Origin of the sequence: Algibacter luteus, from assembly GCF_900141715.1 — a bacterium.
Classification (GTDB): Bacteria; Bacteroidota; Bacteroidia; order Flavobacteriales; family Flavobacteriaceae; genus Arenitalea; species Arenitalea lutea.
In genome coordinates this window covers 535,681-556,868 of sequence record NZ_FQYK01000001.1, presented here as the reverse complement: position 1 = coordinate 556,868, position 21,188 = coordinate 535,681, and the positions used below count along the sequence as shown (strand labels likewise).

General features: G+C 34.6%; 20 protein-coding genes. 6 read left to right on the top strand and 14 right to left on the bottom strand.

Annotated features, from left to right (window positions below; genetic code table 11):
- Window positions 1-29: 29 nt before the first annotated feature.
- The 5 genes from BUA46_RS02275 to BUA46_RS02255 form a co-directional block, all read right to left on the bottom strand.
- Window positions 30-1,418, bottom strand: a complete 1,389-nt coding sequence (locus BUA46_RS02275) for an MptA/MptB family glycosyltransferase (RefSeq protein ID WP_019386187.1) — start codon at window positions 1,416-1,418, stop codon at window positions 30-32.
- Between the two features lie 250 nt (window positions 1,419-1,668).
- Window positions 1,669-3,159 (bottom strand): cellulose synthase family protein, encoded by a 1,491-nt coding sequence (locus BUA46_RS02270; RefSeq protein ID WP_019386188.1) that lies wholly within the window; start codon window positions 3,157-3,159, stop codon window positions 1,669-1,671.
- On the bottom strand, window positions 3,159-3,848 hold the full coding sequence (locus tag BUA46_RS02265) for a glycosyltransferase family 2 protein (protein WP_019386189.1): 690 nt from the start codon (window positions 3,846-3,848) through the stop codon (window positions 3,159-3,161). The genes BUA46_RS02270 and BUA46_RS02265 overlap by 1 nt, the downstream gene beginning before the upstream one ends.
- A 116-nt stretch (window positions 3,849-3,964) precedes the next feature.
- The gene (locus tag BUA46_RS02260; protein WP_019386190.1) at window positions 3,965-5,554 is read right to left on the bottom strand and encodes a 4Fe-4S binding protein; all 1,590 of its coding nucleotides are present in this window, start codon (window positions 5,552-5,554) and stop codon (window positions 3,965-3,967) included.
- Between the two features lie 2 nt (window positions 5,555-5,556).
- On the bottom strand, window positions 5,557-6,855 hold the full coding sequence (locus BUA46_RS02255; protein WP_019386191.1) for an NAD(P)/FAD-dependent oxidoreductase: 1,299 nt from the start codon (window positions 6,853-6,855) through the stop codon (window positions 5,557-5,559).
- Window positions 6,856-6,948: 93 nt separating this feature from the next.
- On the opposite strand from BUA46_RS02255, the gene BUA46_RS02250 reads away from it, so the two are divergent.
- Both BUA46_RS02250 and BUA46_RS02245 read left to right on the top strand, forming a co-directional pair.
- The gene (locus tag BUA46_RS02250; RefSeq protein ID WP_026009897.1) at window positions 6,949-7,956 is read left to right on the top strand and encodes a glycoside hydrolase family 113; all 1,008 of its coding nucleotides are present in this window, start codon (window positions 6,949-6,951) and stop codon (window positions 7,954-7,956) included.
- Window positions 7,957-8,011: 55 nt separating this feature from the next.
- Window positions 8,012-8,740, top strand: coding sequence for a metallophosphoesterase family protein (locus BUA46_RS02245; protein WP_019386193.1), 729 nt, complete (start codon window positions 8,012-8,014; stop codon window positions 8,738-8,740).
- Between the two features lie 8 nt (window positions 8,741-8,748).
- On the opposite strand, the gene BUA46_RS02240 is transcribed toward BUA46_RS02245, so the two are convergent.
- From BUA46_RS02240 to BUA46_RS02200, 9 genes are all read right to left on the bottom strand, one after another.
- The gene (locus BUA46_RS02240) at window positions 8,749-9,537 is read right to left on the bottom strand and encodes a TIGR04283 family arsenosugar biosynthesis glycosyltransferase (RefSeq protein WP_019386194.1); all 789 of its coding nucleotides are present in this window, start codon (window positions 9,535-9,537) and stop codon (window positions 8,749-8,751) included.
- A gap of 7 nt (window positions 9,538-9,544) precedes the next feature.
- Window positions 9,545-10,393, bottom strand: coding sequence for a DUF547 domain-containing protein (locus tag BUA46_RS02235; protein ID WP_035105940.1), 849 nt, complete (start codon window positions 10,391-10,393; stop codon window positions 9,545-9,547).
- Window positions 10,394-10,413: 20 nt separating this feature from the next.
- On the bottom strand, window positions 10,414-11,385 hold the full coding sequence (gene arsM, locus BUA46_RS02230) for an arsenosugar biosynthesis arsenite methyltransferase ArsM (protein ID WP_019386196.1): 972 nt from the start codon (window positions 11,383-11,385) through the stop codon (window positions 10,414-10,416).
- A 73-nt stretch (window positions 11,386-11,458) separates the two neighbouring features.
- On the bottom strand, window positions 11,459-12,271 hold the full coding sequence (locus tag BUA46_RS02225; RefSeq protein WP_019386197.1) for a purine-nucleoside phosphorylase: 813 nt from the start codon (window positions 12,269-12,271) through the stop codon (window positions 11,459-11,461).
- Window positions 12,264-12,893: a TIGR04282 family arsenosugar biosynthesis glycosyltransferase gene (locus BUA46_RS02220; protein ID WP_019386198.1), complete on the bottom strand. Its 630-nt coding sequence runs from the start codon at window positions 12,891-12,893 to the stop codon at window positions 12,264-12,266. The genes BUA46_RS02225 and BUA46_RS02220 overlap by 8 nt, the downstream gene beginning before the upstream one ends.
- Window positions 12,886-13,380, bottom strand: a complete 495-nt coding sequence (locus BUA46_RS02215; protein WP_019386199.1) for a rhodanese-like domain-containing protein — start codon at window positions 13,378-13,380, stop codon at window positions 12,886-12,888. Before BUA46_RS02215 ends, BUA46_RS02220 begins: the two co-directional genes overlap by 8 nt.
- A 9-nt stretch (window positions 13,381-13,389) precedes the next feature.
- Window positions 13,390-14,445: an arsenosugar biosynthesis radical SAM (seleno)protein ArsS gene (gene arsS / locus BUA46_RS02210; protein ID WP_019386200.1), complete on the bottom strand. Its 1,056-nt coding sequence runs from the start codon at window positions 14,443-14,445 to the stop codon at window positions 13,390-13,392.
- A 190-nt stretch (window positions 14,446-14,635) separates the two neighbouring features.
- On the bottom strand, window positions 14,636-14,971 hold the full coding sequence (locus tag BUA46_RS02205; RefSeq protein ID WP_019386201.1) for an arsenosugar biosynthesis-associated peroxidase-like protein: 336 nt from the start codon (window positions 14,969-14,971) through the stop codon (window positions 14,636-14,638).
- Window positions 14,972-15,101: 130 nt separating this feature from the next.
- Entirely contained in the window at window positions 15,102-16,244 is a 1,143-nt protein-coding gene (locus BUA46_RS02200; protein ID WP_019386202.1) for an acyl-CoA dehydrogenase, read from the bottom strand.
- Between the two features lie 139 nt (window positions 16,245-16,383).
- Here BUA46_RS02200 and BUA46_RS02195 point away from each other — a divergent pair, with 139 nt between their 5' ends.
- The 4 genes from BUA46_RS02195 to BUA46_RS02180 all read left to right on the top strand — a co-directional run bounded on the left by BUA46_RS02195 (window position 16,384) and on the right by BUA46_RS02180 (window position 21,187).
- Window positions 16,384-17,445, top strand: a complete 1,062-nt coding sequence (locus BUA46_RS02195) for an anhydro-N-acetylmuramic acid kinase (RefSeq protein ID WP_019386203.1) — start codon at window positions 16,384-16,386, stop codon at window positions 17,443-17,445.
- Between the two features lie 157 nt (window positions 17,446-17,602).
- Window positions 17,603-18,829: a Glu/Leu/Phe/Val dehydrogenase dimerization domain-containing protein gene (locus BUA46_RS02190; RefSeq protein WP_019386204.1), complete on the top strand. Its 1,227-nt coding sequence runs from the start codon at window positions 17,603-17,605 to the stop codon at window positions 18,827-18,829.
- Window positions 18,830-18,835: 6 nt separating this feature from the next.
- Complete coding sequence (gene nhaD, locus BUA46_RS02185; protein WP_019386205.1) at window positions 18,836-20,236, top strand: sodium:proton antiporter NhaD; 1,401 nt, start codon at window positions 18,836-18,838, stop codon at window positions 20,234-20,236.
- 249 nt (window positions 20,237-20,485) lie between these two features.
- The gene (locus BUA46_RS02180; protein ID WP_019386206.1) at window positions 20,486-21,187 is read left to right on the top strand and encodes a MotA/TolQ/ExbB proton channel family protein; all 702 of its coding nucleotides are present in this window, start codon (window positions 20,486-20,488) and stop codon (window positions 21,185-21,187) included.
- Window position 21,188: the final 1 nt, after the last annotated feature.

The following is a 21,188-nucleotide window of genomic DNA, read 5'->3' as shown; positions in this document are numbered from 1 at the left end:
TAAAGATAGATTACAGTTTTAGATCAATATTAGGCTTCCAGATTTCTGGGGGCCTTTTTTATGAACGCTTCCCAAATAAACACACCGTAAACAACGGTATATTCTAAAGCAATGACGAATAAGTTTTCAGACTTATCAGCTGAATTTAGATTCACATAAGCTAAATAACTAAGTATAATTACAAAACTCCAAACTAATGGGAATTTGTATTTTGTAAAAACAGACAAAATTAAAAGTGTTGCCAAATACCAAGGGTGAATTGTTGTTGCAGTAAAGTAGTAAAAAGAAAGCACCAATAACATGGCTGTAATGAGTGCAATAAACGATTCATTTTTTCGAATAAAAGTAACTGCTAATACAAATAACAGCACAATTAGCGCTGTTGCTTTTCCTATAATTGCGATTTCGTTATAACCCCGGAAAGAGTAACCAATGGCTTTGGCGATATAATATAAACTCGCATTGAACTCAAAATTTTGGAACCAAAGTGCAACAGTTTGGGTGTAATTTTCTATAAACTGAGAGGAATGAAAAGGAGCAAATAGTAATAGAGTAGTAATTCCAACAATGCTGTAGAATCCTAATAATTTTGAAATGCGATTAAAATATGAAATTGAAGCATCCTGTTTTGTAAACCATTGAAAAAACAAGGGCAAGAATATTAATGGAATCAATTTTACCGAAATTGAGAAGGCTAAAACCACTGCAGCCCATGCCCACTTTCTGGAATATAGCAAGTACATGCTCCAAATAAGAAAGAAAATCATAACACCTTCAAAATGAAGATTACCTGTTAGTTCAATAATAATAAACGGATTTAAAATATACCAAAAAATGTGGTAAACTGGGGTTTTAAGTTGTTGCAGTAGTCGTTTTCCAAAATAGAGTGTTCCGAAATCTGCAGCTATAATTATGATTCGCATAACAATCACCGATCCTAAGATACTTTTACCTGCAAATAAACCAGCAATAACAAAACACAATTGATTAATAGGTGGATAATTAGTGTAATGTGATGCATTTAAAAACCCCATACCTGCTCGTAATTCTTGCGCTTGAGCTACTGGAAATTGGCCTTGACTTATAAACGATTCTACGGTATGTAAATACGGATTGAAACCTTCTAAAATCATACGGCCGTCCCAAATAAATCGATAAAAATCTTGAGATAGATTAGGGATGGCTAAAATAAAAATAGCGCGAAACCCAAAAGCTAAATAAGTTAAAAATGAGCTGTTATTTTTGAAACGCTGTACGAGTTTATAGAACAAAACAAATAGAGCGATGTAAAGCGATAGGAGTTTTATATAATCCGTTCTAACTAAATTGTAAGCGAAAACCCAATAAAAAACTAGGCATAACAACACCATGAGTAATGGCGTTTTATTTAGTTTTAAAAACGATGGGTTTAAAAGCATGCCGTAAATATATGATTATTTGTTTGTGATGATGAATAGAAACTTACTCCTTTTGATAGACAGAATAAAATCACGATTTACTTTATTTTTAATAAGTTGCTAAGTAGGATACTTTATGATTTCGCGAACTCATACGTTTTGCTTTAGCGATTGAACGACATGTTTGAGCTCGCCGACGCAGGAGGAAGCGAGTAGTGAAAGCGCGACCCTTGTGGTAACCTGCCTGCCGGCAGGCAGGCGCCCAAATAATTTAAACCTTAGAAGCTAAGGATTTAAAAAAGACATAACCGAAGCCAATAAATAACATGAGGTGAAATGGGAAAAGTCCAAAATCGCCACCTTGGTTGCCTACTATAAAAGCGCTATACATGCCAAATGCAAAATAGAGCATTAGTAACCCTTCGAAAATTACATGAACAGAGATGTTGCGTTTCATGTATTTGTTGTTTTTCCAATTGTCTTTATATTTTGACAGATTGAATTTTGGTGTGCGTACAAATTCTGATTTTTTACCCCAATGACCTTCTAAAACTGCTATAGAATTATGCAGTGAGAAGCCCATGGCTATTGAAAAAAACACGAAAAACATGCCAATGTAGCGTATAAAATTTTTGAATCCGCTACCATAAATATTTTTGTACATAAACCAGTAGCAAACAAAAAAGATTACCGTGCTCATTACGAAAAAACTCATAACATAAAAGTATGGGCGTAAATGGGCATATTCGTTTTTAATGTACAGCATTGGGATACTTAATACCCCTACAATAAGCACGTTTAAAAACATGGTGCTGTTAAGTAAATGCAGTAAACCGTGAATTTTTGTTTTGGCAGAAATATTTTTACTTTTTACGACGCGACTAAGCATTTTACGGAAGTTTTCTGCGCCGCCTTTGTTCCATCTAAATTGTTGTGAGCGTGCAGCACTTATGACTACGGGAAGTTCGGCAGGAGTTTCTACATCTTCTAAATACTTGAATTTCCAGTTTTTAAGTTGTGCACGGTAGCTTAAATCTAAATCTTCTGTTAGGGTGTCACCTTCCCAATTTCCAGCGTCGATAATACATGTTTTTCTCCAAACGCCTGCTGTACCGTTAAAATTTATAAAGTGTCCTTTGCTGTTTCTACCAACTTGCTCTAATGTGAAATGCGCATCTAAAGCAAAGGCCTGAATTTTTGTGAGTATAGAATAGTTTCGGTTTATATGTCCCCAACGGGTTTGTACCACCCCAACGGAATCGTCTTTAAAATAAGGAACAGTAAGTTTTAGCCAGTCTTTTTTAGGAAGAAAGTCTGAATCGAAGATGGCAATAAACTCGCCTTTAGCAATTTTTAAACCCTCTTTTAAAGCTCCTGCTTTGAACCCTTTGCGATCTAATCTAGTAATGTGTTTAATATCTAACCCTTTGGATCGAAGTTTTTCTATCTGAGCTTTTGTGGTTTCAACAGTTTCATCGGTTGAATCATCTAAAACTTGAATCTCTAATTTATCTTTTGGGTAGTCTATTTTTGCGATATTTTTAAGTAAACGATTCATAACATACATCTCGTTGTAAACAGGAAGTTGTATGGTTACAAAAGGTATTTCGTCTGGATTATAGAAGTCGAATTTTGGGCTGTCATCTTCTTCCTTTTTTGACGATAGGTAGTTAAATAACAGATTTAGCTGCGCTAAAGCATACAAAAAAATGAGTAAGAGCGAAATAGTATATATAACTATAACTACTGTTTGTAAAATCATTATTTAAAACTGTATTTAAAAATCCAACTTAAGATTTTAATGCCTGCAAATATAGCACCTTTTAACGTACCAGACACTTTTGAAACACCAATTCTGTTTCTGTAATTCACTGGAATTTCAGTATATGTGAGATTTTGCTTAAGGGCTTTGAGCTGCATTTCTACAGTCCAGCCATAGGTTTTGTCTTCCATATTCAATCCTAATAACTTTTCGTATTTTATGGCTCTAAAAGGCCCTAAATCTGTGAATTTAGCTTTAAAAAACAACTTCATTAAAGTTGTGGCAAGCCAATTCCCAAAAATTTGAGGTACGGTCATAGAACCTTTTTCTCTAAGTTTTTTATCTCGGGCACCAATAACAAAATCAATATTGTCGTTAATTATTGGTGCTACAATTTTGTTTAATTCTTCCGGGTAATCACTATAATCGCCATCAAGAAATACAATAATATCTGGCTTTTTGTTTTGCTCACTTATATACTGCATCCCTTTTAAACAAGCATAGCCATAGCCTTTATTTGTTTCGGTTAAAACTGTAGCTCCTGCTTTTTTAGCATTAAATTCAGTATCATCGGTAGAATTGTTACTTACAACAATAACCTCGTTCACATTGCTAGGAATGTCATTGATAACATGAGATATTGAATCAGCTTCGTTATACGCTGGAATGATGACTTTAATATGTGTCATTTAAGGCTACTTCGTATTTTCTTGTTTTAAAAGTTGCAAAGGTAACCTATTCTTTTAATTTTAGTCACTAGTAATTTGAGTTGAATATCTTTGTTTTAGAATGAACGGGTTTATAGCTATTGTTTATTCACCAAATCCATTAAATCGACATCGTTACCTAGTAATATTTCATTCGGATTAATTCGTCCATCCATACTATCGTTTTCTAGTTTTAAAACACCTCTTGGGCATACTGCAGCACAAATACCACATCCTACGCAACTCGACCTAACAATGTTTTCTCCTTTTTGGGCATAGGCTCGTACATCAATACCCATTTCGCAATAGGTTGAACAATTTCCGCAGGAAATACATTGTCCGCCATTAGTTGTGATTCTAAATTTTGAAAATAGACGTTGTTGGAACCCTAAAATAGCGGCCATAGGGCATCCAAATCGACACCATACCCGATTACCTAAAATGGGATAAAAACCAGTACCTATCACACCTGAAAATATCGAGCCTATGTAAAGACCGTAAGCAGAACGCAGTGCGCTTCCTTTTATATAAAATACATGGTTGGTAGTTCCAGTAAAATGCATCAATAACAAAACCATAATTACAACAAAGAAGCCAATGGCACCATATTTTGCGTCTTTACCCAATTCATGTCTTTTAAAGAGTATTACGCCCGTAAAAACTAATGTAAGAAGTCCAATAACTAGGGAAATAAAAAGACCTCGAGTAAGCCAGAAATCATTTTTATCGTAGCCTAAATAGGTATAAATCATTGCGGTGGTCATTATTACTGAAAAAACGAGCACAGTATGAATTAACCAACGCTCTATTTTCCAAGCTGATAGTTTTTTTGATGATAATTGTCTAAAAGAATCGCCTGCTGTTTCGGCAAGACCCCCACAGCCACAAACCCAAGAACAGTACCAACGTTTACCGTATTTGTAAGTCAATATAGGTGAGACCACAAAAATCGAAACAATCCCAAAAATCAAAAAAGCTAGCCCAATATTGCCACTAGAAAGAAAGCCTTTAACAGACCATTCGTCAAAAATATAATAATTTAAGGGCCACATCGATTTTAGGTCGTAGTAAGGCAAATCGCTATTCATGACATACATAAACTCGGGAATCAAAAAAGCAAAGGCTAATTGAAAAAACATCACCGAAATTGTACGTAACTGCTGGTAACGATTGTGGCGGTATTTTAAAATGAATTTATAACCAAATACCAAAATTGCAACAGTGTAAAGTGTGCCGTAAACAAACCATTGACTTGCCGGTCTTCCGCTTAATAATTTGCTTAATGGGTCAAAAAAACCAATTAAACCTGCGTTTTCCTCGCCATTGGTTCCTAGTCCCAAATATTTTGGATAGAAGTATAATACAATGTAAAAACTGGTGAGTACTATACCTAAAATCCAGCCCCAAAACCCTCGAGATGAAATAGATTTAAACCAAACGCCGTCATTTTTGATGCCTTCTAGTTTTGATAAATATGAACTTCTGGAATAAATAATAACACCAACAAATAGTAACGCTAAGGCCAAAGTTAAAAACAAGTTTTTGCTAGGAAAAGATGTGTTGAAAAAGGCAAGCGTTAAAAGAAATAACCCTATAAAACCTATGGCTATAGCAATTTTTTGTTTGATTGGCATATTCGTAGCATCAGGTTTCGCTAAAGACATGCTTTCATTTAATTTATTGCTCATAACTATACAGTTTGTAGTTTTTTATTAAAAGCAGAAAGAATTTCTGCTTCATATTTAGTGTAAAATTCAGGGTCAAAATTGGCTTCAGGTAAATGATTTATCACATATTCTACATCGCGCTTTTCGGTTAACCATTCATCAAAAATTTCATGACGCATTCTTATGCCGAAAGTGTTAATTCCAAGAAATTCATTAGTATTAGTGTTATAGCAAACAGTGATGCATTTGGTGTCGTCTTCATGTTTCCAATGAAAATGCGCTTCATCTTCTCTTGGTTTTGAAAAAACCCACCCGTAAGTTTGATATTCAATATCTAAAAATTTAGCAGAATTGAACCAATGCCCGGGATTATAAGCTAATCTATTGCTGCAAATGGTTTGTGCCACTGTTTCTCCCATCATTCGGCCCGTATACCAAACAGCTTCAATAGTTCTACGGCCATTAATACCTTCATGTTGTTCGGCACAATCGCCAATGGCATAAATATCGGGGATGTTAGTTTCTAGAAAACGGTTGACTTTAACACCTTTAGCTGTTTCAATATTTGAGTCTTTTATAAAATCGATATTTGGTGTTACTCCTGCGGTTAAACCTACTAAGTTACATTCAATTTCTTCACCAGTTTCTTCAATAATAATGGATTTTACTTTTCCGTTTTCATCCGATTTAATTTCTTTTAAATTAGTGCTTAGGCGCAAATCGATATGATGATTTTTTATATGTCTATTTATCATTTCACTTTCTCCTTGCGGCAAAACACCATTCCAGAAACTGTCTTCTCTAACTAAAAAAGTTACTGGAATATCTCTTGAATTTAGCATTTCAGCAAGTTCAATACCAATTAAACCACCACCAACAATTACGGCACGTTTGCATATAGAATTATTAGGCGCATGTTTTTCAAGGTTTTCAAGATCTTGTTTATGATACATGCCCATAACGCCATCTAAATCTTGCCCAGGCCATCCAAATTTATTTGGTTTACTACCTGTTGCAATAATTAGTTTGTCGTAATTGAGCGATTCACCACCTTTAAAATGAAGCGTTTTTTGTTCAGTATCAATTTGATTTACTAAACCTTGTTTAAGATTGATATTATTTTTTTTCCAAAACCAATTTTCGTAGGGTTGGGTGTGTTCGAATTTCATATGCCCCATGTAAACATACATGAGCGCTGTTCTTGAAAAAAAGTATTCGGTCTCAGCTGAAACTATGGTAATTTTTTTGTCTGAAAGTTTTCTAATATGTCTGGCAGCAGTTACACCAGAGATACCATTTCCTATTATTACAATATGTTCCATGAATTTGGTTTGGTTGTGTTTTTGTCGAAGGTTTTGTTAAAACCTTAACTCGGTATTTCCAATTTGTTTAAATTTAGAGATAAATTAATAGTTATGCGCTTTATTTTAAAGTTTTGTTTATTACTATTTTGTTGTTCCTGTTCAATGGCTCCTGTAAAAAGAGAGAAAATTAACGGCGTAAGTTTTGTGGCTTCGCGAGAAGCTATTAATAATGAACATGTAAAGCCTGTACTTAACGTAAATGCAAATTTTGCAGCGATAATGCCTTTTGGTTTTATAAGAGATTTAGAGCATCCTGAAATTGTTTATAATACCGAAAGACAATGGTTTGGTGAAACTAGTTTAGGTGCAAAACAATATATTGAGGAGCTCCGTTATTCGGGAGTTAAAATAATGATAAAGCCCCAAATCTGGGTTTGGCGTGGTGAGTTTACGGGATTAATTGAAATGAAAGATGAAGCGTCTTGGAAACAATTAGAAGATGCTTATACCAAATTTATTCTTGAATATGCTTTATTAGCTGCGGAAACAAAAGCAGATATTTTTTGCATTGGTACAGAATTAGAACGATTTGTAGATAATAGACCTGCTTATTGGTTCTCTCTGATTAAAGAAATTAAAAAAGTATATAAGGGCATGTTAACTTATGCCGCTAATTGGAATGAATATCATAAAACACCTTTTTGGAAAGAATTAAATTATATTGGTGTTGATGCCTACTTTCCTGTAAGTTCGAGCAAAAAACCAACCGTAGAAGAATGTTTAATAGGGTGGGAAAAACACAAACAAGAAATTAAAGAGGTTCATGATAAATTCAATAAGCCCATTTTATTTACGGAGTATGGCTACCGAAGTGTAGATTTTTCAGGAAAAGAACCTTGGAAAAGTGATAGAAGTATGAATCAAGTCAATCTTGACGCTCAAACAAATACAACACAAGCGTTATTTGAAACCTTTTGGAGAGAAGATTGGTTTGCTGGGGGATTTATTTGGAAATGGTTTCATAAACACGATAAAGTAGGAGGACTAACTAACCATCAATTCACGCCACAAAATAAGCCAGTAGAGGCTTTAATTAAAAAACAATACAGTCTTTATTAATTCATTTTCTCAATCGCTTTAAATCTTTTAGATTTGCGCATAAAACAAATTTAGTATGCGCGTTTTAGCAATAGGAGATATTCATGGAGGTTTAAAAGCTTTAATTCAGGTTTTAAATAAAATGGAAGTGAAGGATGAAGACACCTTGATTTTTGTTGGAGATTATGTTGATGGTTGGAGTGAATCCGCTCAAGTAGTTCAGTTTTTAATAGATCTTTCAGAAAAGATTAAATGTGTTTTTATAAAAGGAAATCATGATGTTTGGTGCGAAGCTTGGTTGAAAACCGGCGATGTAAATCCTACCTGGTATATGCACGGAGGTAAAGAAACTATAGAGAGTTATGAAAGTTTCTCTGAAATAGATAAAAAACGACATCTCGAATTTTTTGAAAGCATGCCACTGTATTACATAGATGATGAAAACAGACTCTTTCTACATGCAGGATTTACTTCCATGCATGGCGTAGAAAAAGAAGTTTTCAATACCACATTATATTTTGATAGAACGCTTTGGGAAATGGCTTTAACCATGGATAAACGTATCGAGAAAGATTCTGTAATTTATCCCAACAGATTAAAGCATTATTATGAAATTTTTATAGGGCATACGCCTACAATAAACTTTAAATGTGATACACCGATGCATGCCGTTAATGTTTGGAATATTGATACGGGTGCTGCTTTTACGGGAAAATTGTCAGGGATAAATGTGAATACCAAAGAAGTGTTCCAAAGTGATAATTTACCCAGTTTATATCCTAATGAAAAGGGAAGGAATCGATAGGAGCGAATTTAAATAAGTGATTTTTTATAATAGGCGTACAATTCGTCTGCACTGGCTCCAAACCATTTTTTTACATAAATAGTCCAGTAGAAATATTGCAGTTTCCAAACACCATATTTGTTATACATTCTAGCCGAAGTTTTTAGTTTCTTATTAATTACCACAAATTCGTTTCTTGCATATAATGCATTTATTAATATGTTGTCTTCGTAAATCATATAGTCCTCATTAAAGCCGCCAATTGTATAGAATAGACTTTTTGTGATAAACTGACTTTGGTCACCGCCTCGACAAGCACGCCATTTAAATTTTGTTAACCAACTGGCTAATCGCAACCACCAATGTTGGCTGTCAAACTGTAACCTAAAACAACCGGCTTGATTACTTTTTTTTACTTCATCAATAATTAACTGATCGAAATATTTTGGTGGTAAAGAATCGGCATGTAAAAAATATAAAATATTACCTGTTGCGCCTTTAGCGCCTAAATTCATCTGTTTTGCACGCCCTTTTTCTGAATTCAACAACTTTATTGATGTTTTTGATTCTATGGAAGGTCTCAACATGTCCTTAAGCACGTTCTCATTGGTGTAAAGAAACGCTTCTTTTTTGTCAAGAGCCACAAAATTAGAAAAGGCATGAACAATGTCTTGGGTGCCGTCTTCACTACCACCATCAACAACTATAATTTCTGCAATATTTTTAGCTAATGCATTTGCTAATAGATGTTCTAATAATTTTCCAATAAAATTGGCTTCGTTTAAAACGGGAATGATAATGGAAATTTTATATTTCATGTAAATTTCAATTATTCAAAGACCAGTCGTAATCTTTGAACTTCTTAGGTGTTTTTGGAGAAATTTTTATGTTCGAATAGCGGTTAATATATTCAATAATACTTCCTGTTCCGTTTATCAAAAAATCTTTATCAAACCAAGCAAAAATTTTAGACAAGCCTATTTTACTTGGTGTTAAATCATTTTTTTCTGGGTCGTTAATAAATGATTTGGTGGCGTTTGTTAGCTGCTCTTCCAATTTGGAAGCAGTAAAGGCTTCGTTTTGCAATTTTGGGCATGAGTAAGAGGCGCAAACAATAGCAAAATGAATTCTAGGTTCTTTCATTTTTCTTAAAATATCATGCTCAATTTCGTTTAAATTATACCATTTATCACCTAATTGCCAATAGCGTTGGTCCCATGGGTTTTTTATGTCTTTGATACTTTCAACTGGATAATGACGTAAAATTAAATCTATGGTTAACGCGTTGTAAGTGTTTATCCAATATGCTAATTTGTCTTCTTCTGTCCAGGTGTCGCTAGGCATATTTTCACCTAAACTACCGATGTATGATAATAATGCTTTTCTATCGGTATTAAATCCATTGTAATTGACATTGCCTTCGTTTGAAACATGTTTTTGAAGTAACTCTGTCCAAGCGAGAGGAGTAAATACTTCTTGTTTAGTATTGGGTTTAGAAGTGATTGTATCTTTCGTTTCTAAAACATCTATTAATTCTGAATTTTCAGTAACAGAAGTATTTTGTTCTGTAGCTTGCTCTTCTGTTACCTGGATTTCTGTTTTTTCAGAAACACGTTTAGAGCTCGAGCATGATGTTATTAAAAAGCATGCTATAAATATTGGAATAAACTTCATTTTAGTGTATTTGTTTGAATTTAGCAACATCCTCCACCATCATAATGATACGTTGATTCACTGATAAAAATATCATCTCTTCCTAAAGATGCTAAATCTCCAGCCGTTTTATCACAAATAGCTATGGGCTGATTTTTTAATAAAATATGCCCTTTTTTATCATCGAAATAATCCTCAGAACCAAAAAATATAGCAGCTTTACCCGTAAAAATACAAGGACCATCTTCTGGCATTGGGTCTTTTATGGCTGCTACTTCTATGGATTCTATATAAATCAATTCATCTGTTGGGTAGTTTTTAGGATCTAGGATGCGATAGGGTTTACGTGCACGAATTTCTATGGTTCCAAAACCAGCATCGGTTAGCGCTTTTACATATTCAGCTATAGGTAAACTTCCACTTAAACATAAGGCACGCAGGCGCTCGTCGTTACGCAACGTGTCGTTCATGGGTTGTTCGCAAGTTGGATCGCTCATGACTAAACGTCCGTGAGGTTTTAATACACGATACATTTCTGCAATGGCTTTTTTTAAATCATCTGCTTTAAAAATATTAAATAAACAGTTTTGAGCCGCCACATCAATACTATTATCTTCCACTGGTAAATTCATGGCGTCGCCCTTTTTAAGGTCTACGAACTCGCTTTTGAACCAGTCATTTTGAGCTTCAGCTTCAATAAAATTTTGTCTTGAGGCCTCCAACATTTCATCAACTACATCAACACCTATAACACCATCTTTTTGGCGATTAAAATAAGCGAACTGTAATAACTCCATACCGCCTCCAACGCCAACGTAAAGCATTTTTGGATTATTGGTTAAATCGCGAGCATGCACGGTTGAACCACAACCATAATTCATTTCTTGCATGATTTTAGGAATTTTTAATCCTGGCAATTCCCAAATAGGGTTGGTCGTGCAGCATAAACCAACATCAGGAGTTAAGGCTGCTTCTTTATAGACGTTGTGTGTGGTTTCTAGATATGTGCTCATTTTTTTTGTGTTTAGTTCACAGTTTTAAGTTAGCAGTGAATAAGAACTGCAATCAGAATCCTGAAGACTTATTTTATAGTGTTTTAATCAATTCTTTAAAAAGTGTTACCATTTTGGGTTCGGCTTTTCCTGCCATAGCGATAATTTCTGCAATGTCAACCGGGGCTAGGTTATCTGGGTCGCACTCATCGGTTAAAACTGACACTGCTGCAGCTCTTAATTTTAAATGATTCGCCACAATAATTTCAGGAACGGTACTCATGCCCACGGCATCTGCTCCTATTAATTTTAGCATACGATATTCAGCTCTTGTTTCTAGTTGCGGCCCAACCACACTGGCATAAACACCTTCGTGCAACTTAATATTATTGTTTTTGGCAATAGTCTTAAATTTTGAATTAATTTCGGCGTCATACGGCGCGCTCATGTCTGCAAAACGTTCGCCTAAAGTTTCTACGCCTTTAAATGCTAGAGGTGAGCTACCTTGAAGGTTGATGTGGTCTTCAATAAGCATTAATTCGCCTTTTTTAAAGTTTAAATTAATTGCTCCTGAAGCATTAGAAACAAGTAAGGTGTGGATTCCTAATTTTTCCATGATACGCACAGGATAGGTAACATCTTGCAACGAGTAGCCTTCGTAAATATGAAAGCGCCCTTGCATAACTACTACTTTTTTGCCAGCCATAGTGCCGTAAATAAGTTTGCCTTTATGAAATTCTACGGTGGCAGTTGGGAAATTTGGAATATGGTTATAACTAACCTCTTTTATAATATCTATATCGTTTATTAACTGACCTAAACCGGTGCCTAAAATGATGCCTATTTCAGGTTTGTCGAAACCTTTATCATGTAAATAATCAACCGTTTCTTTAATGTACTTAATCATGTAATTGCTTGATTTTTTCTTGTAAGTTTATGTTGTTTTGATAGAATTTTGAATCAACTAAATCTTCAAAAGTATCAATATCGTTTAAAGTATCTAAGGTAGTAAATGTGACGTTGTTTTTCTTTAATTCTGAAAGTGTTTTTTCTAATAAATTATCTTCGCTCCATGGTTTATTATTAAAAACAAAATCATGCATTTTTGATAATCCTAAAAGGTAGTAGCCACCATCAACAGCAGGACCAAATACGACTTCGCTTTGCTTTAAAGCTTGTAAGCCCTTGTTAATATGATTAGCGGTTATATCGGGTAAATCTGAGCCAATTAAAACAATGTGATCATAACCATCTTCAAACCCTTTTTTAAAGGCGTTTTTCATACGCTCTCCTAAATCTTTGCCTTGTTGAATCGCTTTTTGTTCGTTTTTCCATTGGCTGTCAACAACAGCTTCAGAGAAGTAAATACATTTATCTGCTGAAAGGTTTTGTGTTGCTTTTTCGGTAACTTTTACCAATTCAGAATAAACCACAAACGCACCTTGATTGCCTATGGTTTTGGCGAGTCGCGTTTTTACGTTGCCTAATTTTAAGTTTTTTACAAAAACAATAACAAGTGCTTTACTCATATACTTTTATTCCTTTTTTTAGCCATTTGCTCCATATTTTGGAAAATGTATGGATAGAGTCTGTTGGGGTTTCTTGAGCATTCAATACTTCTAAATTGTTGTTTTTCCATTCGAAAATACCACCGTATAAATTATAAACATTCGAGTAACCTGCTTTTTTGAGTTTTTCTGCGATATCTTCAGAACGAATACCTAAAGAGCAATACACCACAATTTTTGAATCTTTTTCAGGTAGTTTATCTTGAATAGAGTCCAAATTAAAAAAATCGTATCCTACGCAAATGGCATTTTTTAAATGGCTGGTTTCAAATTCATTTTTTTCACGAGAATCTAAAATAATCACTTCATCTTTTTCATTAAGAAGTTTTTCGACAGAGATGTATGGAACGCTTTCTGTGTTATGTTTTTTTAGCAACTTCGACAGGTTTTTCTGGGAGAAACCTAAAGCTGAAATACATAAAAAGAGTATAATAATTAAATTTTTCATTTTGTTGTTCTATGCAACACTACCTTGACAGCTGCTTCCAGCGCCAGCGGTACAACCATAACAGTGTTGTGAAATGACTATATTTCGTCCTTCTAAAAGCGATTCGTCGTATTCTGAAATGTGTTTTACTTTGCTGTTTACAGGCAATTCTAACATTTGATTAAAATCGCAATCATACAAATAACCATCCCAACTTACTGAAAGCGTATTTGTACACATAACATTTGCTACAGCAGTCGGATTATAAGCTTCAACTAAAGCATACATGTAATCTTCGTAGTTTTCTGAAGCGATTAAATAATCTAAAAAACGTGAGATTGGTAAGTTGGTAATAGCGAATAAATTGTGAAAATGAATATTAAAATCTTCTTTTAAAGCCTTTTTAAAATCTTTTTCCATAGTGGCTTGATCGCCTGGTAAAAAGGCACCCGAAGGGTTATAAACCAAATCTAGTTTTAAACTGCTTTCTGGCATACCATAGCCAACAGCATTAAGCACTTGAAGTGCTTTTATGGATGCATCAAAAACACCATCGCCACGTTGTTTGTCGGTTTTTCCGCGTGTCCAATGTGGCATTGAACTTACTACATGGACGTTGTGTTTTTTAAAAAATTCCGGTAAATCGTAATATTTTTTGTTGGCTCGAATAATAGTAAGGTTAGAACGAACTATAAAATCTTTTATTCCTGCTTTGGCAGCTTCTTCAACAAACCAACGGAAATCTGGATTCATTTCTGGTGCGCCTCCGGTTAAATCTAGTGTATGAGCGCCTGTATTTTTTATAACTTCTAAACATTGACGCATAGTATCTCGCGTCATGATTTCTTTACGGTCTGGACCCGCATCAACATGGCAATGATCGCATACTTGGTTGCACATATAGCCCACATTAATTTGCAGAATTTCTAGTTTTTTAGCTTTAAGCGGAAATTGATTGGATTCAGCAATTTTATTTTTAAAAGTTGGCAATTCGCCATTTTGGAAAATACCGTTAGATAGAATTTCTAATTGCCTATTACTATTTGCTAAATCGCTTTCGCGTTTATGTAGAGACTTTGTTGCCATTAATTGTCTTTTGTTTAATATAAGCTATTGTGTTTAAATTTTAGTTGAATGTCGCTTAGGGATTGTAGCGGCATACTTTTTTGCTTGTTACTTAGGTCCTTTTTTGATCAATAATTAGGAAGCAAAAAAGATAAAGCGGAAAGCCCGACCCTTGTGGTAACCTACCTGCCGGCAGTCAGGCGCCCAAAATTTACCCATCTAACTTATTTACTTTATTCATCATTTGAACACCATGCACCAAGGTAGCTCCGCCTTTTATGGCTGCACCTACATGAATGGCTTCCATCATTTCCTCTTTTGTAACTCCGCGCTGAAGTCCATCTTTAGTGTACGCGTCAATGCAATAGGGGCATTGCTCTGTGTGTGCAACTGCTAGAGCGATTAATGATTTTTCGCGGGCGGTAAGCGCGCCTTCTTCGAAAACTTTACCGTAATACTCGAAAAATTTATCACCTAGTTCTTGGTTCCAATCGCTTATTTTTCCAAATTTTTTTAGGTCTGCTGGATCGTAATATGTTTTCTGCATAAAATATTTTTGCTTAAAGATAGAAATCTAGTTTATTATGTCGGAAGCTTTATGCCAAAATAACAAAAATCGCCAATTAATATATAAAAGGCGATTTTTTAAAAGTAGCTAGTTAATGGAGATAATATAATTATTGCTTTATTAGGCTTCTTGAAATTACTATTTTTTGAATTTCGGATGTGCCTTCGTAAATCTGAGTAATTTTTGCATCTCTCATAAGGCGTTCTACATGATATTCTTTTACAAAGCCATTTCCACCGTGAATTTGTACTGCTTCTACGGTGTGTTCCATGGCAACTTTAGATGCGTATAGTTTAGCCATGGCACTTGAATAATCGTAATTATTGCCTTGGTCTTTATCCCAAGCGGCTTTCATTACTAAATGTCTTGCAGCATCAATATCGGTTGCCATATCTGCAAGTTTGAAAGCTATGGCTTGATGGTTGCATATTTCTGTTCCGAAGGCTTTACGTTCTTTGGAGTATTTTAATGCCAACTCAAAAGCACCAGAAGCAATACCTAAGGCTTGTGCAGCGATTCCAATACGTCCTCCAGAAAGGGTTTTCATTGCAAATCGGAAGCCTGAACCATTCACTCCAATTCTGTTTTCTTTTGGCACTTTTACATCGTTAAATTGTAAAGTATGTGTGTCGCTACCACGGATGCCTAATTTATCTTCTTTAGGTCCTATATCAAATCCTTTTGTGTCTTTTTCAATAATAAAAGCGTTTATTCCATGCGATCCTTTATCTCTATCAGTTTGGGCAATTACAATGTAAACATCGGCGCGCCCACCATTTGTTATCCAGTTTTTGGTACCATTAATTAGATAGTGGTCACCTTTATCTATTGCAGTGGTTCTTTGTGATGTGGCATCGCTTCCAGCTTCAGGTTCACTCAAACAAAATGCGCCAACAAACTCCCCAGTTGCAAGTTTTGTAAGGTATTTTTGTTTTTGCTCCTCTGTTCCGTAAGCTTCAATACCGTAGCAAACCAAACTATTGTTTACAGAGACAATAACCGATGCCGAAGCATCTATTTTTGATAATTCTTCCATGATAAGAACATAAGAAATAGCGTCCATTCCACTACCTCCATATTTTGGGTCTACCATAATGCCCATAAATCCTAAATCGCCCATTTTTTTAACAAGCTCTTGAGGGAATTGTTGTTTTTCATCGCGCTCAATAACTCCTGGTAGTAATTCTGTTCTGGCAAAATCGCGAGCCGCATCGCGAATCATTATATGTTCTTCAGAAAGGCTAAAATTCATAATTCGTAATTAAAATGTTGTTTTGATAAAAAATGTTTACAAATATAGCTTTTTAATGTGAATTCCTAAAAGCAAATACATGATTTCACGAGTTTAATCTTTTATATATTTACCCAAGTTAATTACTTTTACGTTTAAGATGAAAGAAGATTACTTTGTTGTTGGTGTTATGTCCGGAACCTCATTAGATGGTATTGACTTAGCCTATATTAAATTTTCTAAAAAAGTACAGTGGGGTTTTAAAATTCTGAAGGCAGAAACCATTAAATATCCAACAAAATGGTATGAAATATTAAAGGGCTTGACAAATACGAGTCTGCAAGAATTAGAAGGAATTGATATAGCGTATTCAAATTATCTAGCACAAGTAATTCAAGGGTTTATTAAAAAACATCAAATTAAAAAATTAGATGCTGTTTGCTCGCATGGGCATACTGCATTACATCAACCTGACCAAAAATTAACCTATCAAATTGGAAACAAACCCCATTTAGCACAAGTACTTCAACAAACAGTAGTTTGCGATTTTAGAGTGCAAGATGTAGAATTGGGAGGTCAAGGAGCGCCGTTAGTGCCTATTGGAGATAAGTTGCTGTTTTCACAATACGATTTTTGTTTAAACCTTGGTGGGTTTGCTAATATTTCAACCGATGTCAATCAAGAGCGTATTGCTTATGATATTTGTCCAGTAAACATTGTATTAAATCATTATGTGATACAACTTGGTTATGACTTTGATGATGAAGGTAATATTGCAGCTTCCGGAAAAGTGCATAATGAATTACTCAATCAATTAAACGCTCTAAGCTTTTATAATAAAGAATATCCAAAATCATTAGGATTGGAATGGGTGAATACAAATATTTTTCCACTTATTGACGAATTTCAATTACCAGTATCTGATGTATTATGCACTTTTGTTGAGAATATTGCAATTCAAATTGCCTTCCAGATAAATAAACGAGAGAAATCTACTCTTTTAATAACTGGTGGAGGGGTTTATAATACCTTCCTTATAAATAGACTTAAAGCACTTACGCATCAAACTATTATAATTCCAGAAAAAGATGTCATAGAATTTAAGGAAGCTTTAATTTTTGGGTTTTTAGGCGTTTTAAAACTTGAAAATCTAATAAATTGTCTCAAAAGTGTTACTGGAGCGTCAAAAAATCATAGTACCGGTAAGATTTTTCAACCTTAAATTTCACATAAAATTAATCTGATTGGATTTTTAGTTTTTATATTTGTTACATTAATAATTTTAATTCGATTTATATGACTCAATTATAGCTACACCTTTTTTTACCTTCGGAATAACAAAAATGTACGCTAATTATCAATTGAATATAATATAGAGAATGAAAGAATTATTAAAAATATACGAAAACAAAGCGCCTGAAATAGTCTTTAATTGGAAAGATTCTGAAACCGATGCAGAAGGATGGGTAGTTATAAATTCTTTACGTGGTGGTGCAGCAGGTGGCGGAACACGAATGCGCAAAGGGCTAGATATGAATGAAGTTTTATCGTTAGCGAAAACCATGGAAATTAAATTTACGGTTTCTGGTCCCGCCATTGGAGGCGCTAAATCTGGAATTAATTTTGACCCTAAAGACCCAAGAAAAAAGGAAGTATTAGAACGTTGGTATGCTGTGGTTTCTCCCTTGCTTAAAAGTTATTATGGTACTGGTGGAGATATGAATGTAGATGAAACTCATGAGGTTATACCAATTACCGAAGAAAGTGGTGTTTGGCATCCTCAAGAAGGTGTTTTTAACGGACATTTTAAACCCACTGAAGCCGATAAAATAAACAGAATTGGGCAATTACGTCAAGGTGTAATAAAGGTTATTGAAAATCCAGATTATTCGCCAGATGTATCCAAAAAATATACCGTAGCCGATATGATTACTGGTTTTGGTGTGGCGGAAGCGGTAAAACATTATTACGATATTTATGGTGGTTCTGTGAAAGGAAAACGTGCAGTAGTGCAGGGTTTTGGTAATGTAGGAGCCGCTGCGGCATTTTATTTATCAAAAATGGGTGCAAAAGTGGTTGGAATTATCGATATTGGTGGAGGCTTAATTAATGAAGATGGATTTACATTTAATGACATTTGTCATTTTTTCCTTGCTAAGAAGGGTAATACATTAGCAGCCGATAATTTAATCCCTTTTGAAGAGATTAATAAAAGAATATGGTCGTTACAAACAGAAATTTTTGTGCCTTGTGCTGCATCAAGATTAATAACGATTCATCAAATAGATGAAATGATTGATAGTGGATTAGAGGTTGTATCTTGCGGCGCAAATGTGCCTTTTGCTGATACTGAAATTTTCTTTGGACCTATAATGGAACATACAGATTATAAAGTCAGTTTAATACCAGACTTTATATCAAATTGTGGAATGGCTCGAGTTTTTGCTTATTTTATGGAAGGTAAAGTGCAAATGACCGATGAAGCCATTTTTAATGATACATCAAATAAAATAAAAGAAGCAATAGAAAAAGTTTACAATAAAAATAAATCAAAAACAGAAATCAGTGCTACAGCTTTTGAAATAGCACTTAACCAACTAGTATAACATCATATGGAAACAGCAATTATTTTAGTATTCGTCATGGGCTATTTAGCCATTACTTTAGAGCACAGTATAAAAATTGACAAACTTATTCCGGCACTGGTCATGATGGCCATTTGTTGGGCATTAATTGCTTTAGGGCTTGATACCTTCCCACAGTGGTTTGATTCTGCAAAACACTCTCTTTTAGAAGGTTTCGGAGCTTTAGGGTCAGAAGAAAAAATGCATATGATGGAAGAAACGCTCTTGCATCATTTAGGTAAAACTTCTGAGATTTTAGTTTTCCTTTTAGGAGCTATGACCATTGTTGAAATAATTGATTACTTCGATGGTTTTTCAACCATTAAAGACTTTATAAAAACAAAAAAGAAGAGTAAAATTCTATGGATTTTTGCCATACTAGCTTTTATTCTTTCTGCAATAATCGATAATCTTACAGCAACCATTGTACTCATTTCTATTCTTCAAAAAATTGTTAAAGATAGAGATGTGCGAATTTGGTTTGCGGGTTTAATTATTATTGCTGCAAATGCCGGTGGGGCTTGGTCGCCTATTGGTGATGTTACAACTACCATGCTATGGATAGGTAAAAAAGTAACTACAGGACATTTAATAGGTTATTTATTATTACCATCATTTTTATGTATGGCGGTTCCAACATTTATTGCTTCATTCCTTCCAGCTTTTAAAGGCGATTTAGAATTTGAAGAAGTAGAAGAAAAGAAAAAATCTAAGTTCAGTAGTACGATGTTGTATTTAGGTTTAAGTGCTATTGTGTTCGTGCCAATTTTTAAGATGGTAACACATTTACCACCATACGTTGGTATGATGCTTTCATTAGGAGTTGTTGCTACATTCGCAGAGATTTATAGTAGTTCTAAGTTCAGCATGACCGAACATGGCTCAGAAGAAAGCGATGCCCACGCCATGCATAGTCCAGTACACTATTCGTTATCTAAAATAGAATTACCAAGTATCTTATTCTTCTTAGGTATATTAATGGCCGTTGCCGCCTTAGAATCTTTAGGAATACTTTTCAATTTCGCAGGCTCACTTCAAGATACTATGCCAATGTTAGGAACAGAATTACATCAGGAAGGTCATACAGGCGTTTCAGATTTAGTGGTTTTATTACTAGGTGTAGGTTCCGCAGTTATCGATAACGTACCACTAGTAGCAGCAAGTTTAGGTATGTTCCATGAACCAATCGATAACGAGTTATGGCATTTCATTGCATATTCAGCAGGAACGGGAGGTAGTATGTTAATTATCGGTTCTGCCGCTGGTGTTGTAGCTATGGGGATGGAAAAAATCGATTTCTTCTGGTATCTTAAAAAAATTGGTTGGTTAGCATTGGTAGGCTTCTTAGTAGGTGCCGTGGCATTTATGTATACAAGAACCTTGTTCTAGAATTAGAGCATTCATTTTTTGGCGCCTGCCTGCCGGCAGGCAGGTTACCACAAGGGTCGGGTCATGCGCTATATCTTTTTTTGCTATAAATGGCAGCAAAAAAAGGATGCCGCTACAATCCCTAACGCAAATGCATTACTTTGTTTTAAGTCTAATAGTTTATAATTAACGTATATAAAACATTAGAAAAAAATGTATTATACTTTAATAAAAAAAGAAACGTTATACATTTGCAACAAATAATATTCTATGCTCAATACATTATTACAAAACACACAAACCGAAACAGCAGTGTTAACCGATGGAGAGTCAGTTGAAAAAACACTATCTATTATCGAATTAATAAGCAGCGGAGGCGCTGCAGGACAAGTTATTATAGCTGTTCTGTTTTTGCTCCTTGTCGGTGCAATCTATATTTATTTCGAACGCATATTTGCAATTAAAGCTGCTTCTAAAGTTGATGCTAATTTCATGAATCAGATAAAAGACCATGTTAGCAATGGTAAAATTGATTCGGCTCAAGTGCTATGTGCGCAAGTGAATACGCCTGTATCTCGTTTAATTGGTAAAGGTATTTCTAGAATTGGTAAGCCACTTGCGGATATTAACACAGCTATTGAAAATGCGGGTCGTTTAGAAATTTATGGATTAGAAAAAAACGTTAGTATTCTGGCAACAATTTCTGGAGCAGCACCCATGATTGGGTTCCTTGGTACAGTAATTGGAATGATATTAGCCATATTTGAATTAGCTAACGCAGGAGGTTCTATCCAAATGGATGTTTTAGCCAGTGGATTATATACAGCCATGACTACTACTGTTGCAGGTTTAATTGTAGGTATTGTGGCTTATATGGCTTACAATCACTTGGTAGTTAAAACCGATAAAGTGGTGTATCAAATGGAAGCAAATTCATTAGAGTTTTTAGATCATTTAAACGAGCCTACGTAGT

Coding starts and splice junctions, on each gene's coding strand:
- BUA46_RS02275 (WP_019386187.1), bottom strand. CDS start 1,418: ATGCTTTTAAACCCATCGTTTTTAAAACTAAATAAAACGCCATTACTC.
- BUA46_RS02270 (WP_019386188.1), bottom strand. CDS start 3,159: ATGATTTTACAAACAGTAGTTATAGTTATATATACTATTTCGCTCTTA.
- BUA46_RS02265 (WP_019386189.1), bottom strand. CDS start 3,848: ATGACACATATTAAAGTCATCATTCCAGCGTATAACGAAGCTGATTCA.
- BUA46_RS02260 (WP_019386190.1), bottom strand. CDS start 5,554: ATGAGCAATAAATTAAATGAAAGCATGTCTTTAGCGAAACCTGATGCT.
- BUA46_RS02255 (WP_019386191.1), bottom strand. CDS start 6,855: ATGGAACATATTGTAATAATAGGAAATGGTATCTCTGGTGTAACTGCT.
- BUA46_RS02250 (WP_026009897.1), top strand. CDS start 6,949: ATGCGCTTTATTTTAAAGTTTTGTTTATTACTATTTTGTTGTTCCTGT.
- BUA46_RS02245 (WP_019386193.1), top strand. CDS start 8,012: ATGCGCGTTTTAGCAATAGGAGATATTCATGGAGGTTTAAAAGCTTTA.
- BUA46_RS02240 (WP_019386194.1), bottom strand. CDS start 9,537: ATGAAATATAAAATTTCCATTATCATTCCCGTTTTAAACGAAGCCAAT.
- BUA46_RS02235 (WP_035105940.1), bottom strand. CDS start 10,393: ATGAAGTTTATTCCAATATTTATAGCATGCTTTTTAATAACATCATGC.
- arsM (WP_019386196.1), bottom strand. CDS start 11,385: ATGAGCACATATCTAGAAACCACACACAACGTCTATAAAGAAGCAGCC.
- BUA46_RS02225 (WP_019386197.1), bottom strand. CDS start 12,271: ATGATTAAGTACATTAAAGAAACGGTTGATTATTTACATGATAAAGGT.
- BUA46_RS02220 (WP_019386198.1), bottom strand. CDS start 12,893: ATGAGTAAAGCACTTGTTATTGTTTTTGTAAAAAACTTAAAATTAGGC.
- BUA46_RS02215 (WP_019386199.1), bottom strand. CDS start 13,380: ATGAAAAATTTAATTATTATACTCTTTTTATGTATTTCAGCTTTAGGT.
- arsS (WP_019386200.1), bottom strand. CDS start 14,445: ATGGCAACAAAGTCTCTACATAAACGCGAAAGCGATTTAGCAAATAGT.
- BUA46_RS02205 (WP_019386201.1), bottom strand. CDS start 14,971: ATGCAGAAAACATATTACGATCCAGCAGACCTAAAAAAATTTGGAAAA.
- BUA46_RS02200 (WP_019386202.1), bottom strand. CDS start 16,244: ATGAATTTTAGCCTTTCTGAAGAACATATAATGATTCGCGATGCGGCT.
- BUA46_RS02195 (WP_019386203.1), top strand. CDS start 16,384: ATGAAAGAAGATTACTTTGTTGTTGGTGTTATGTCCGGAACCTCATTA.
- BUA46_RS02190 (WP_019386204.1), top strand. CDS start 17,603: ATGAAAGAATTATTAAAAATATACGAAAACAAAGCGCCTGAAATAGTC.
- nhaD (WP_019386205.1), top strand. CDS start 18,836: ATGGAAACAGCAATTATTTTAGTATTCGTCATGGGCTATTTAGCCATT.
- BUA46_RS02180 (WP_019386206.1), top strand. CDS start 20,486: ATGCTCAATACATTATTACAAAACACACAAACCGAAACAGCAGTGTTA.